Genomic DNA, 12,932 nt, shown 5'->3' with positions numbered 1-12,932 from the left:
CCGCAGGCGGTCGCTTGCGGGCATGTTACAGAAGACCCCTTGCCGAAAACGGGGCGTCGGACAATCCCAAGATCTGAGCAATGGTTGGCGTGAACTCTTCAGCGGAGCCCCAGGCAATATTGCAAGGTTGCATTCCAGGGATGCTCAACAGGCATATCCGATCGTCCTCCGCGCTGCCCGGTCGAAAACCGTGGGTGGACAAGTATCGAGGTCTGCCCGTCGGGCCAGCTTCTTGCGTGTCTCCAACGGTCTCCTCGAAGGAGTGTCCAGGAGGTGCGACATAGGTCGCTATGCAATCGCGTTCATTTACCGGAACATGGTCGCTCGACCACGGCTCCACTTGGAAGCGCGCCAACAGTCCGTCTGCGATTCTGCGGTCATGAGCTCCGTCAACCAGGACATGGAGCGTCGCTCCTTCACTTTCCCAAAGCAAGTCAGGGATGATCGCATCCGGATAAATGGTTGTGTGGACGGCGCTATGTCCATGGTCACTTGCGACTACGATCGCGTAATCGTCTTTCCGCCCGACTCGCCTCAGTCCTTCGATGAGAGCGCCAATCATCATGTCGGCCGCGGCGATAGACCAATGTGCCGCCTCGCTTTCGTATCCGAACTGATGCTGAATCGAATCCGTCATGTCGATCTCGGTCAAAATGAGATCAGGCGGGTTCTCCGAGCAAGCCAGCGCTCCTGCAGCCCCGATCATGAGATGATCCGCGGCCAGGCCCGCAACGAGAGCAGTGCTCGCAACGGTGTCGCTACTGGACGGGAAGCCGAAGAGATCGAGCACGCCGGCGGCTCGCAACCGCCCATTTGGATCTTTGATCATGCGCGAGCGAGCGATGCGGTTTTCGGGCAGGCTCTTAAATGACCGGCTTCCCTGGAGAAACCCTCGTTCCCACCAGGCCGGCACGAAGACATCGCAATCGGCTGGGTCGATCAACCCAGCGCCGATGGACGCGACATCAAGCCCGCTATTTTTGGCAAGCTTTGCAATGGTCGGAACCCGCAGATCAGACGCGTCGGCGCAGACAAACGAGCCATCTCGCACAATGTGGTTTCCGTAGATCCCGTTCGCTTGAGGCGCCGCGCCGGTTAGCATGCTTGCGCGCCCCGGCATCGACGTTCCCGGCACCGTTGAGCGCAGGCGAGTGATGGACAGACCGTCTCCTGCCAAACGAAGAAGCGTCGGCAACCGATGTTTGTGCTTTTCGAAATAGTCCGCGCTTACGCCGTCCATGAGGATCAGAATCGCTTTCGTAGGAGCGCGCGGCTTTATCGAGGCAGGCGTCTGAAAACGAGCGGTAGGCCTGGATGGATTGGTGTGGGTCATGTTGCACCTGGAAGAGACCGATCGAAACCAAAGCCCCCTATAGGCTTCGGATGACGCCGGTATGAACGCATCACGGGATACTTCGAGCGCCAGTGGGTCGTTTTGATTTTGGGAATGGGCGCTTCTACGCGCTCTTTTTGCTTCCTTCAGAAGAAAGGAGTCCGAGATGGCCGATACGACCCGTGCTATTTTTATCCTCGATTTCGCAGGGCCAAAAATACATCTGTGGAGTGGCAGCTACGATGCACCGTTGGTTCCTATCAACGGTCAGCCGCTCTTGGACCGTCTCGTCAACGCCTGTGTCGAAAACGGCATTGAAGATGTCACTCTCGTTGAAAACTTGAGTAGCGGCACATTCGATGGGTTCCGCCTGCAGGACAACACAAATACGCTTTCGTGGCACGACGCGCATGACGGCGATCTCATTGAGAAGTTCCGCCAACATGATGGCGATACTCTCCTGATATGGGGAACACCGCTTTTCGACAGTGAGGTTCTTGACGGTATCAATACCAACAAGGGTTTGCGCGGCTCCGCTTGGCGGCCCGACGCGCCGACCGGGATTTATCGATTGAGTGCTGATGTTCTACGCAATCTTCTGGCCGAAAGCCGCGCCGCGGCATCTCTGCATCAGGCCTTCAGCAGGTTAGTCGCGGGCCTGTCCCAGCTGGACGTAGCGTTGCCTGGCAATGTGCTGACTGCCGGCTCCAAGCTGCTCGATATTTGCGACGGTGTCGACGCATCCATCGCGGAATTTCGGTGTGACAAGGAGAACGTGCTGCGGCGTCTGGAAACGAGCGTCGGAGGTTATTGGCGCAAGCCAATCGCCGAGCACATGCTTCTTTGCAATACCCGCTTCCCTCCCAAGACTTTTTACGATCGGCTGGCGGCGAGGCTCGAAGGCGTGTTGACATGCTATCCTTCTCAGCAGATCGATATCGCTTCAGTTGTTGGCACGATGACCTCGCAGCAGCCGGACTTTATTGCAGTCGGAAACGGGGTGACCGACCTCATCCAGGCGCTCTATTCAACGCTGAACCCAACAATCGCGATTCCCGTGCCGACGTTCGCCGGCTTTCAAACACCTCTAGATGACGAACAAAAGAACAACTTCGTCCTCACCCCGCCCTATTTCGATCTCGACGTTCGAGCTTTCCTGGAATTCGTACTGGCGACAGGCGCGGATACGGCAATCGTTGTAAATCCAAACAATCCGACCGGTCGACTTGTTGATCATGCTGACGTGGCATGGCTGGCGGAGGCCCTAGGATCTCGAGGGCGACGGCTGATCGTGGATGAATCGTTCATTGATTTTCCCGCTGATGGCCGACCAAACAGCGTTGAGAATCTGGTTCCGTCCTGTGCCAATTTGATCGTGGTGAAGAGCCTTGGAAAGGCCTTCGGACTTGGCGGAATCCGGCTCGCCTACCTCATGGCTGGCGATCCCACCCTCGTTGCCGCCGTGCGCCGGAAACTGCCGCTGTGGAACATTAACGGCATTGCGGAATACACACTGTTCCTGCTTCCCGAATTCGCAGAGGAATTGGAACACAGTCTAGAGATGTTGCGAGAAGATAGAGAGCTGTTCATCGAGGAGCTGCGGACGGTACCGGGCCTCGACGTCGTACCTTCGCAAACGAATTTCATCTTGTGCCGGCTGCCTGAAAATTCGGTATCCGCTGCCGAGCTCAAGCGCCGCCTCGTTCTGTTCGAATCCGTCCTCGTAAGAGAATGCGGCTATCAAGCCATGAACGACGCAGATCGATATCTGCGCCTGACGGTTCGAAGTCGGACGGAAAACGAAAGGCTGGCAAAAGCTCTGCGGCGCACCTTAAGCCGCTCAACGGCCTCTGAGAGTGACGCCCTGACGTGACATTTGCGCAGCGAACTGAATGGTCTTTTTTCGAATGCCGCGAGAGAGAGAAGCATGTCGCTTAGTTACAATCGTCATAAAAGGCTCGTTGAAATCATCCAGGCGAATGGCGAAGTGCGCATCCGAGATTTGATGCAGCGGTTCAATATTTCAGAAGAGACTGCGCGGCGGGATATCAAACGGCTCGAGCAGGATGGCTTGGTCGCACGGGTCCATGGTGGCGCGGTCGCAACGCAACAGCCAAAGCTGCTGGCCATCTCATCGCGAGCTGTTTCCGAGCGCGCGGAAAAAAGCACCATCGCTGAGATCGCCCTGGGTCTTCTGAAGCCCGGTCAGAATCTCTTTTTCGGGGGCGGCAGCACCATTCTGTCGTTGGCCAGCCGCATATCGGCCCTGCCGGAAATGCGCGTCGTCACCAACATGGTCGATACTGCCATCGCCGCGGCCGAAGGCCATCGGCATCGCGTTGTCATGCTGGGGGGCGATTTCAATGTCGATTTCCGGACCGTAAGCGGATTCACCGCCTTGCGTACACTCCGCGAACAGCAGATCGACGTCGCATTTATCGGCGTCAATGCGGTGCATCCGAATGGCGTCTTCGACCATGAACAGGTCGGACAGGAGCTTGCTGCGACGCTCTGCGAGCAAGCACGGAAAATTGTCATTCTCGCCGATCACAGCAAATTCGGCTTGTCGGCGCGCTACCGCATCCTGCCCCATTCGGCGATTACCGCGATCATCACCGACCGGAGGCCTGCATCGGACATGCTGGACAAGATCGAAGCCGCCGGTGTTGAAGTTCTATATCCGCAAAACCGTCACAACCCCGCACTGGTCTCTACTTGATCCTCTGCTTTCAGCCCGCACGGCTGCCCCAATTGTGAAACATTTTTTTCCTTTTGTTTTCAATAACCAACACAAGCCGTCTCAAACCTGCAAAAAACCGTCACATAACTGCGCTATGTCTCAGCCCGTCTGAAAGAGAGGGGATTTTGATATGCAAACGACACGTCGCAGATTTCTCGGCATGACCGCCATGGCGGCTGGCGCAATAGCATTGCCGAACACGATCATGGCGGCAACCGGCCGGCGGCCGAACCTCAATATTGCCGTTCAGGACCTGCGCACAATTCTGGAACCGGTGGACGGCTCCTCCATCGCCAACGTTTCCTGGCGGGTGCAATACAGCATTTTCGATCAGCTTTTACGGACCGACTACAACGACAATTTTCGCCTGAATTTCGCGCTCGCGACATCATTGAAGCAAATCGACGCCACGATCCATGAGATCACGTTGCGCGACAATGTGAAGTTTCATGACGGTTCCACAATGACGGCGGATGACGTTGTCTTCTCGCTCGGGCCGGATCGACTGCGCGGCGAAAAAGCGCCGGGCGCGGCCGTGTTTGCCAACTTCCTCTCCTCGCTCGCCGATGTGCAGAAGATCAATGATCGCACTGTCCGTTTGATCACCAGGACAGAGGATCCGGTCTTCGCCCAGCGGCTCGGCGCCTGGGGCACGCAGATCATCAGCGCCAGGGCACGGGCTGGCGCCAGCAGCTACGACGCCTGGGCGGCGAAGCCGATCGGGACCGGCCCTTACAAGATCGGCGAGGTCCGCAATGGGGACGAGATCACACTGGTGGCGCACGACGAATATTGGGGAGGCCAGCCGCCATTTGCCTCGATCCGCTTCAAGCGGCTGCCGGAAATCGCCGCGCGCATCGCCGGACTGAAGTCGGGCGATTACGATATCGTCACAGACATCACTCCGGACCACATTGCCGAAATTGAGGGAGTCAACGGCCTCTCGATTGTTGGTGGCGAAGCCATGTGGTTCCGCTTTCTCACATTTGCTCCGCTCAGGACTCCCATCCTGAAAGATGTCGATCTGCGTCGCGCGCTCGCTCTCGCTATCGATCGCGGTGCGCTGGCGGACGGCCTCTGGGACGGCCGGGCGAAAGCGCTGACCAGCTGGCAGCTACCGATCTTCGGCGAGATCAACGACCCCAACCGCAAGGGGGTGTCCTATGATCCGGCGCAGGTCAAGGGACTGCTCGCCAAGTCATCCTACAGAGGTGAGGAAATCCCATACCCTTCCGTCGGCACCTATTATCCGATGCAGCTCGCCGAGAACCAGGCGCTTGTCGAGATGTGGAAGGCTGCCGGAATCAACGTCAAGCTGATCATGTGTGAAAACTGGACGCAGGTCGGCGACATTGGCGGTATCAATGACACGTCCGGCGGCGCCTTCTACGCCGATCCCGTTTCCATGCTGTGGCAGATTATCGGTCCGACCAATGACCTCCAGTCAACAGGTGGCTGGACCAATGCCGAGTTTAACGCGCTCGGTCACGAGCTTGAAACGACGACCGATCTCGCCAAGCGCCAGGCGGCCTTCAAACGGATGCAGGACATTGTCGAGATCGAGGACCCTTGCATCACGCCGCTGCACTCCATGCCCTTCATCTATGGGCAGAAGGCGGATGTCAGCTGGCAGCCCAACCCGTTGCCGCAAATGTATCTCGGCCCGAAGATGCCGCCTGAGCCGGTGGCCTGAGTTCCATGCTGCATAAGTCTTTCCACAACAGCGCGGGCGCCGCGCTGTTGCCGGCCCATGACATCGGGGCTTCCGCCACCAAACCTGCCATCAGCATTGCTGGCTTGAGGGTGGCGTTCGGCGATGTGCCTGTGCTGCACGGTGTAGATCTCGCTGTGAACAAAGGCGAGGCCTTGGGTATCGTCGGCGAATCCGGCTGCGGCAAGTCCGTGACTTGGCGGGCGGTTCTTGGCCTGCTGCCGAAATCCGCCGAGATCGGAGGCGAGGCCAGGATTGGTGATCTCGATCTTGTGGGCGCACGACAATCCGTTTTGGATCGGGTGCGCGGCGGACGCATTGCCATGATCTTCCAGGATCCGGCCAGCGCGCTGAACCCGGTGCATCGCATCGGCGCGCAGATCACCGAAGCGCTTCGCCTGCACCGGGGCCTCAGCGGTGCCGCCGCCCGAGCCGAGGCCTGCCGCCTGCTCGACCAGGTCGGCATAGCCACTGCGGCAAGCAGGCTCAACACCTACCCCCACGAACTGTCGGGCGGCCAGAACCAGCGGGTGATGATTGCCATCGCGCTCGCCGGCCGGCCCGAACTGCTGATCGCCGACGAGCCAACGACCGCGCTCGACGCCACCGTGCAGGCGCAGATTCTGCTGCTGCTCAAAGATATTCAACGTGACACTGGCATGGCGCTGGTCATGATCAGCCATGATCTCGCCGCGGTGACGGCCGTCTGTGACCGGGTATGCGTCATGTATGCGGGCAAGATCGTCGAAACGGCGCCGAAACACACGCTTCTGACCGCGCCGGAACACCCCTATACACGCGACCTGATCGGTGCCATTCCGCCCTCGCACGGTCCGCGCATGCGGTTGACCGCCATTGCCGGCGCGCCGCCACAACGCAATCTGCCGCCGGGATGCGCCTATGCGCCACGCTGCCGGCACGCGATCACGGCATGTGGCACGAGCCGACCGGAACCGCGGCAGGTCGCCGCGCGGCATTCGGTGCGTTGCCTTCGTTTGGACGCCGGCACGTATCAATGACCCTGCTGCGTCTCAACAACATCACCCGTCGCTTTCCCCTCGGCTCGCCACTCTACGGACCGCGGAAATGTCTTGTAGCAGTCGATGGCGTGTCGCTGGATGTCGAGATGGGCCGGACGACCGGCATTGTCGGCGAATCCGGATGCGGCAAGTCCACCACCGGCCGTATTGCGCTCGGTCTGGAGCCGCCGGACAGCGGAGGTGTGCTGTTTCAGGGTTTGCCGCTGCCGCGCATCGACAGCAGAAGGTGGCGCGCGCAGCGGCGCCAAATGCAGCTGGTCTTTCAGGACACCTTGGCAGCGCTTGATCGCCGAATGACTGTCAGCGCTCTCGTCGCCGAGCCGCTGGCGATTCACGGAATTGGCGATCCGGCAAGCCGCAAGCAACGCGTGGCCGAGCTTCTCCACAGCGTCGGCCTCGGCGAAGACCATGGCATGCTCTATCCGCATCAGCTTTCCGGCGGCCAGCGCCAACGCGTCGTGCTTGCGCGGGCGCTCGCGCCAAAACCCTCGCTTCTGGTTTGCGATGAGCCGGTCTCGGCGCTCGACGTGTCCGTCCAGGCGCAAATCGTCAATCTGCTCATGGATGTTCAGCAGGAGCTCGGGCTCGGCCTCTTGTTCATCAGCCATGACTTGCGGGTCGTTCGCCATGTCAGCGACCGGATCGTCGTCATGTATCTTGGCCGCGTCGTCGAGCAGGGGCGCGCCGACGCCATTATCGATCAACCCGCCCATCCCTATACGCAGGCGCTCGTCTCGGCCATGCCGAGGCTTCCGGGCGGATTCGATCATTATGTGGCGTTGCCAGGCGAACTGCCAAGCCCCACCGATCGGCCGTGCGGATGCCCGTTTCATCCACGCTGTCCACTTGCGCGCGATGTCTGCCGCCAGAGCCTGCCCGAACTCCTGCCGCTAGGACCGGAACGGCAGGTCGCCTGCCATTTGGTGAGGCATTGATGAGTGCGGTGTTTCGTTTCGCCGGCCCCAAGGTCCTGCGTGCCGGCCTGTCCATCCTGATCGTGGTGACCTTTACATTCGTGGTGCTGCGGGCCTCGGGAGACCCGGCGCTGCAGATACTCGGTCCCAGCGCCCGCGCCCCGGATCTTGAGGCGTTTCGTCGGCATTGGGGGCTCGATCAGCCTCTGTATGTGCAGTATGTCCGCTATGTCCTGGCGGCACTTCACTGCGATTTCGGGAATTCCATGCTGGCTGGAAAACCGGCCCTGCAGCTTGTGTTCGAGCGCGCGCCCCTGACATTGGCGCTGATGCTGCCGGCACTGGCGCTCACGATGCTAATCGGCATTCCGGTCGGCGCCTACGCCGCCATGCATCGCGACACCTGGGTCGACCGATCGGTGATGATGCTGACCGTGTTCGGCTTCACCGTGCCAAGCTTCGTGCTCGGGCTATTGCTGATCCTGATCTTTTCCGTGACGCTCGGCCTGTTCCCGTCCGGCGGCGCGGATCGGCCGGAAAGCTTCGTACTGCCGGTGCTCACGCTTGGTTTGGGCGGGGCGGCCATTATCGCGCGCTTCACGCGTAGCGCCATGATCGAAGTTCTGTCGCAGCTCTACATCGTGGCGGCCAGCGCCAAGGGCGTGACGTGGCGGCAGGTGGTTCGCCACCATGCCTTTCCGAATGCGATCATTCCTGTGCTGACGCTGTTCGGCCTGATGCTCGGCGGCCAGGTCGCGGGCGCCGTACTGGTGGAAAGCGTCTTCGGCTGGCCCGGCATCGGCCAATTGCTGGTGGTTTCGGTTGCGAACCGTGATCTCGCCGTGGTGCAGGTCATCCTCCTTCTCGTGGCGCTGACCATGACATCGGCCAACCTGCTGATGGACCTGCTTTATGGCGTGTTCGATCCGCGCTTGCGTGGAACAAACTCAGGATCGCAATGAAAACGGCAACTGTAAAAACCAACCGTCCGCCGCCTCGCTCGGTGGACCTGCCGACACTCCTTGCTGTGGGCTGGGTTCTCCTCATGCTCCTCACGGCGCTCGCCGCGCCGCTGATGGCTCCCCATGAGATCACTTCCATCGACCTGCGCCATCGCCTGGCGCCGCCCGTCGGCTTTGGCGGAACGATGCTACACGTCCTGGGAACCGACGATCTGGGCCGTGACGTGGCCTCGCGTCTTTTCTACTCGATCCGCACCAGCTTGCTGGTCGCCTTCGGCGCCACTGCGATCAGCGTGTTGGTCGGTACCGGGATTGGCTTCATCGCCGCGTATTTCCGCGGGCTCGTCGAGCATGCCCTGCTGCTAATGATCGACGTACAGGCTTCGCTACCATTTCTAATCGTGGCGCTGGCAATGCTCGCTTGTTTCGGTAATTCGCTGACGCTGTTCGTCGCCCTGATGGGACTTTATGGCTGGGAGCGGAATGCGCGGTTGGCACGAGGACTGGCAATCACCGCCAGCGCGCAGGGCTATGCGAGCGCAACGCGCCAGCTCGGCGCCCATCCGCTGCGTGTCTATCTGCGGCATATCCTGCCCAACAGTGCGGCGACGCTTCTCGTGGCGGCGACGGTGACCTTTCCGGAAATCGTCCTGGTGGAAAGCGGACTGTCCTTCCTCGGCCTCGGCGTTCAACCGCCGATGACCAGCCTGGGTGTCATGGTCGCGGCCGGCCGCGAGTATATCACCCGCGCCTCCTGGATGCTGCTCGCTCCAAGCGTTGTCATTGTCGTGACGGCCGTTGCCGTTAGCGTCCTCGGCGACTGGTTGCGCGATAAGCTCGACCCGACCCTCAAATAACGGTTTCCCAATGCAAAGGAGCTGATCTCCACACTTGTCGACGGCTACGCTCTTGCACGGAACGGGGTGCCGAACCTTCGCCCGCGGCCGGTATCGACGTAACCGGAATACAGCATATGGATCTCGTCGCGGGCCCGCGTCAGGCCAACATAGAACAGCCGTCGGCTTTCGCGTCGCGCCGCCGGCTGCTCGTTGCGCCAGGGCAAACCGCCCAGATCGAGTCCCGCCATGATCACGACATCATATTCGCAGCCCTTTGCCGAGTGCGGCGCCAACAGATTAAGATGGAGAGGCGACGCGTCGCGTCCACCGAGGCTCGCCAGATCCAGGTCGGCGAGCGGCCCGCCGACAGCGAGCGCCGCCGACATGCGCACCACCTGTTCGCGTTGATCGGCGAGGCTTGGCTCTGCCGCCATCAGCGCATCGAGCATTCCCGGCCGCAGCGCGCCGATTGGCGAAGTTTGTAATTTTGACCCGCGAAATTCGCACGGCGCCGTCCCCCCAGTTTTTTCTATTCGCGGACGCAGTTGGCTCGCTCGGCGATATCGGCACATCGCGCCATCAGCGCTTCGAAAGGCTCCGCGTCTTCCAGAAGAAGCCCGTCGTCGACCATGCGGGCGTAGTCCTCTTCAAGCGCCTTCAGACCATCGCCTGCGGGCACAAGCCGCAGACCGCCGTTGACAGCCGCCGCGTAATCGATGGGCGTTCGATCGGGCGCTTTCTCGGCGAAGAACATGGTCTTGTGGCGCGCCACTGCGTTCGCCAGATCGCGATTAGCAAAGGCGGACGCGGTAAAACCGGTTTCGTCCAACCGCGCGACATCGTGCCAGTGACGAGCAAAGCGATCGCCGCGCAGGCGCTCCTGCAGGCAGAAGACATGGATGGCCGTCGCCTTCTCCCAGAAGGTCCGCTCCGCATGCATCACGCGTGGACGAGCCGTGGGAAAGGTCACGCCCTCGATCAGGCCAGACGCGTCGCAGGCGATGTCGCGCAAGCTCGCCGGCTCGCCCGTCGATCGTGCTCCGAATTCGAGCATCACGCTCGGCGCCACATAGCCGGAGCCAGCCGTCGCGGCTTCGTAATCGATGAACAGCTTCTCGCCCTCGACGCGGATGGCGGCCGCCAAAGCTTCAGCCGCGAGCGCATCTGCGATGATCGGCTGAACGCTTCCTTCAATCCAATTGGGCAGGCGCTTGCGCACCTCGCTGGACCAGCGTTTTTCCTCGCTACGGGTCTCCGGCAACGCTTCGCCGTCGTCGCCCACCAAGTCGGGTGCAATCGCCCGGATGTCGTATGTTAGGTCGACGTCCTCGGAAAACCGCTGGATAACCTGATAGGCTTTGGACAGCGAGGTGCCGCCCTTGAACACCAGATGTTCGCCGAGCGCCGAGCCGTAAAGGGTGGCGAGCGCCCAGACCACCCACACGTCCTTCTCGAGGAGATGCGCCGGCCGGCCGGACCGATCGGCCGCGACGCCGAGCGCCTCCCGCCGATCCTCGATCGGGAGGTGGAGAAAGGGATCAGCCATGTGCGGCCTTGCCCACGCTGCGCGCCATCCAGGTCGGAAGCTGCGGCGCTACCGCGACCAGCTCGCTGAAGGCGCCCGGCGGGAGTTTCCGCTTCAGTGTCTGGAGGGCGGCCTCAGCCTTCTCCGGCCCAAGCCAAGCCAACGCTCGCACCGCCTCGCCAGCGGGCCGATGCGCCATGGCGAGCTGCCAACGAGGCGCGTGGCGAAGCTCGACGACCTGCTTGCCGAGGCTCATCTTCCGGGTGCGGCCGGAAGTCAGATAGACCGACCGGACCGGCACCTGTGTCGTGAGACCGAGGGTGTTGGCGGCAACGGCCCCACTCGGGACGATGATCTCCCCGCGCTGGCTGGCAAGCGCGTCGATCGCTTGCTCCACGGAGGGAGCCCGGGTGCCGAACCTGCTCGTGACCGGAAGGAGATAGACGCCGCGACCCGCCCGGATCAACTGCGTCCGCTCGGCTAGACGCGACAATGCCTGATCCACCGCGGCGCGATTCCCGAGGTGAAGCAAGCTCTTAGCTGCGACCGGCGTGCCCTCTGGCAGCCCTTTCGCGTGCGCAAGAATCTGTTCGGTCAACCGTTGCATGGATGCTCCTGTCAGAAATGTATGCGATTTTCTGACAGTTTTCAAGGCGGGCAGCGACGGGCACCTGCACGCGGAACCCGTCCAGCAGGCCTTGTGGTCAATCATCGCCGCGCGAATCGACCAATCCCTGTTTCGCGCCGTTCTCCGAACGAGCCTCGCCCGTCCTGGGGCCGAGGCCCTCTGGTCGGCGCCGAGATATTTCTCTTGTCAGCGCAAAAAATCCGACGCTGAGGTCGTAAAAAAGTTACGCTTTTGATTTCAAAGGGAAAATTGCCAGAAAGATTTTTTTGAGGTTTCGCCAACCATCGGCACCACATCGGACGATCTTTACACCTCGCGTCGGCCGGCGGCCTGCTCGACGCTGGTCAAAAAGTACCGTCGCGTAAACATATATCACGCGTCCACCGATCCCATTCAACCGAAAGAGCGCACTGCCCGGACTGCCTGCACCTTGATCAAACCCAGCATTCTGGTTATATTACTGGAAATAAGTCGGAGGTAACTATGGGCAGCTCGCAAAAACGCGCCATTCAAAACTATCGATCTCGCCTCAGCGAGCGCGGCTTGGCGCGCTTCGAGGTGCTTGGCCGCGATGTCGATCGCGACCTCATTCGATCTTTGGCTCGCCGCCTGGCCGAAGATGGACCGGATGCCTCTAGCCTGCGCGCTGCTGTCAGCCAGACCATCGCCGGCGAGCCACCCAAGCTTGGCGGGATTCTCGCCGCATTGCGTCGTTCGCCGCTGGTGGGAGCTGACCTCGATCTTTCCCGCCCCCATGAAGAGGGACGGAAGATCGACCTGTGACACGCTACCTCCTCGATACCAACATCATCAGCAATGTCGTGAAATCGCAGCCGTCGGAATCGCTCCTGGCATGGATGTCGAGACAGCGAGACGAGGATTTGTTCATCGCTTCGCTGACCGTTGCGGAAATTCTTCGCGGGGTTCTGGAGAAGCCGCGCGGGAAAAAACGCGACGCACTCGACAAGTGGTTCTCTGGGCCTGAGGGGCCGCAGGCGCTGTTTGCGGGCCGCATCCTCTCGTTCGACGACAAGGCAGGGCTGATCTGGGCGCGGCTGATGGCAGGAGGAAAAGCGGCCGGCAAGCCGCGCAGCGGGCTCGACATGATCATCGCCGCTGTCGCCGGAGCGAACGAGTGCGTGCTGGTAACAGATAACGAAAAAGACTTTGCCGGGCTCAAGGTCGTCAATCCGATACGCGGAGCGGTCTGATGCGGCGTGGGGTCAAGGAATGCTCGGGA

13 protein-coding genes are annotated in these 12,932 nt (G+C 60.9%); 9 read left to right on the top strand and 4 right to left on the bottom strand.

Annotated features, from left to right (window positions below; genetic code table 11):
* Positions 1 to 25: 25 nt before the first annotated feature.
* A complete protein-coding gene (locus JN280_RS34785) occupies positions 26 to 1,333 on the bottom strand; it encodes an alkaline phosphatase family protein (RefSeq protein WP_199201500.1) in 1,308 nt (435 codons plus the stop codon).
* A 166-nt stretch (positions 1,334 to 1,499) separates the two neighbouring features.
* Between JN280_RS34785 and JN280_RS34780 the strand changes: the two genes are divergently transcribed.
* The 7 genes from JN280_RS34780 to JN280_RS34750 all read left to right on the top strand — a co-directional run bounded on the left by JN280_RS34780 (position 1,500) and on the right by JN280_RS34750 (position 9,557).
* A complete protein-coding gene (locus JN280_RS34780) occupies positions 1,500 to 3,206 on the top strand; it encodes a pyridoxal phosphate-dependent aminotransferase (protein ID WP_202308784.1) in 1,707 nt (568 codons plus the stop codon).
* Between the two features lie 54 nt (positions 3,207 to 3,260).
* Positions 3,261 to 4,052, top strand: a complete 792-nt coding sequence (locus JN280_RS34775) for a DeoR/GlpR family DNA-binding transcription regulator (protein ID WP_010913596.1) — start codon at positions 3,261 to 3,263, stop codon at positions 4,050 to 4,052.
* Between the two features lie 151 nt (positions 4,053 to 4,203).
* A complete protein-coding gene (locus JN280_RS34770; RefSeq protein WP_202308783.1) occupies positions 4,204 to 5,766 on the top strand; it encodes an ABC transporter substrate-binding protein in 1,563 nt (520 codons plus the stop codon).
* A gap of 5 nt (positions 5,767 to 5,771) precedes the next feature.
* On the top strand, positions 5,772 to 6,803 hold the full coding sequence (locus JN280_RS34765) for an ABC transporter ATP-binding protein (protein ID WP_202308782.1): 1,032 nt from the start codon (positions 5,772 to 5,774) through the stop codon (positions 6,801 to 6,803).
* A complete protein-coding gene (locus JN280_RS34760; protein ID WP_202308781.1) occupies positions 6,800 to 7,759 on the top strand; it encodes an ABC transporter ATP-binding protein in 960 nt (319 codons plus the stop codon). The genes JN280_RS34765 and JN280_RS34760 overlap by 4 nt, the downstream gene beginning before the upstream one ends.
* A complete protein-coding gene (locus tag JN280_RS34755; RefSeq protein WP_172374760.1) occupies positions 7,759 to 8,700 on the top strand; it encodes an ABC transporter permease in 942 nt (313 codons plus the stop codon). Before JN280_RS34760 ends, JN280_RS34755 begins: the two co-directional genes overlap by 1 nt.
* On the top strand, positions 8,697 to 9,557 hold the full coding sequence (locus tag JN280_RS34750) for an ABC transporter permease (protein WP_202308780.1): 861 nt from the start codon (positions 8,697 to 8,699) through the stop codon (positions 9,555 to 9,557). The genes JN280_RS34755 and JN280_RS34750 overlap by 4 nt, the downstream gene beginning before the upstream one ends.
* Before the next feature lie 44 nt (positions 9,558 to 9,601).
* On the opposite strand, the gene JN280_RS34745 is transcribed toward JN280_RS34750, so the two are convergent.
* The 3 genes from JN280_RS34745 to JN280_RS34735 form a co-directional block, all read right to left on the bottom strand.
* Positions 9,602 to 9,988, bottom strand: coding sequence for a 3'-5' exonuclease (locus JN280_RS34745; protein WP_244742534.1), 387 nt, complete (start codon positions 9,986 to 9,988; stop codon positions 9,602 to 9,604).
* 80 nt (positions 9,989 to 10,068) lie between these two features.
* Positions 10,069 to 11,085, bottom strand: a complete 1,017-nt coding sequence (locus JN280_RS34740) for a nucleotidyl transferase AbiEii/AbiGii toxin family protein (RefSeq protein WP_202308778.1) — start codon at positions 11,083 to 11,085, stop codon at positions 10,069 to 10,071.
* Complete coding sequence (locus tag JN280_RS34735; protein ID WP_096453638.1) at positions 11,078 to 11,671, bottom strand: DUF6088 family protein; 594 nt, start codon at positions 11,669 to 11,671, stop codon at positions 11,078 to 11,080. Before JN280_RS34735 ends, JN280_RS34740 begins: the two co-directional genes overlap by 8 nt.
* Positions 11,672 to 12,175: 504 nt before the next feature.
* Here JN280_RS34735 and JN280_RS34730 point away from each other — a divergent pair.
* Entirely contained in the window at positions 12,176 to 12,475 is a 300-nt protein-coding gene (locus JN280_RS34730) for a hypothetical protein (protein ID WP_202308777.1), read from the top strand.
* Entirely contained in the window at positions 12,472 to 12,903 is a 432-nt protein-coding gene (locus JN280_RS34725; protein WP_019863318.1) for a PIN domain-containing protein, read from the top strand. Before JN280_RS34730 ends, JN280_RS34725 begins: the two co-directional genes overlap by 4 nt.
* Positions 12,904 to 12,932 lie beyond the last annotated feature (29 nt).

The organism is Mesorhizobium sp. L-8-10, from assembly GCF_016756635.1.
GTDB lineage: Bacteria > Pseudomonadota > Alphaproteobacteria > Rhizobiales > Rhizobiaceae.
This window is presented reverse-complemented; position numbering and strand designations above follow the sequence as displayed.

What these genes read in the sequence shown, in the direction of transcription:
- JN280_RS34730 (WP_202308777.1), top strand. Translation starts at nt 12,176, where the DNA reads ATGGGCAGCTCGCAAAAACGCGCCATTCAAAACTATCGATCTCGCCTC.
- JN280_RS34760 (WP_202308781.1), top strand. Translation starts at nt 6,800, where the DNA reads ATGACCCTGCTGCGTCTCAACAACATCACCCGTCGCTTTCCCCTCGGC.
- JN280_RS34780 (WP_202308784.1), top strand. Translation starts at nt 1,500, where the DNA reads ATGGCCGATACGACCCGTGCTATTTTTATCCTCGATTTCGCAGGGCCA.
- JN280_RS34750 (WP_202308780.1), top strand. Translation starts at nt 8,697, where the DNA reads ATGAAAACGGCAACTGTAAAAACCAACCGTCCGCCGCCTCGCTCGGTG.
- JN280_RS34775 (WP_010913596.1), top strand. Translation starts at nt 3,261, where the DNA reads ATGTCGCTTAGTTACAATCGTCATAAAAGGCTCGTTGAAATCATCCAG.
- JN280_RS34740 (WP_202308778.1), bottom strand. Translation starts at nt 11,085, where the DNA reads ATGGCTGATCCCTTTCTCCACCTCCCGATCGAGGATCGGCGGGAGGCG.
- JN280_RS34785 (WP_199201500.1), bottom strand. Translation starts at nt 1,333, where the DNA reads ATGACCCACACCAATCCATCCAGGCCTACCGCTCGTTTTCAGACGCCT.
- JN280_RS34770 (WP_202308783.1), top strand. Translation starts at nt 4,204, where the DNA reads ATGCAAACGACACGTCGCAGATTTCTCGGCATGACCGCCATGGCGGCT.
- JN280_RS34765 (WP_202308782.1), top strand. Translation starts at nt 5,772, where the DNA reads ATGCTGCATAAGTCTTTCCACAACAGCGCGGGCGCCGCGCTGTTGCCG.
- JN280_RS34755 (WP_172374760.1), top strand. Translation starts at nt 7,759, where the DNA reads ATGAGTGCGGTGTTTCGTTTCGCCGGCCCCAAGGTCCTGCGTGCCGGC.
- JN280_RS34745 (WP_244742534.1), bottom strand. Translation starts at nt 9,988, where the DNA reads ATGCTCGATGCGCTGATGGCGGCAGAGCCAAGCCTCGCCGATCAACGC.
- JN280_RS34735 (WP_096453638.1), bottom strand. Translation starts at nt 11,671, where the DNA reads ATGCAACGGTTGACCGAACAGATTCTTGCGCACGCGAAAGGGCTGCCA.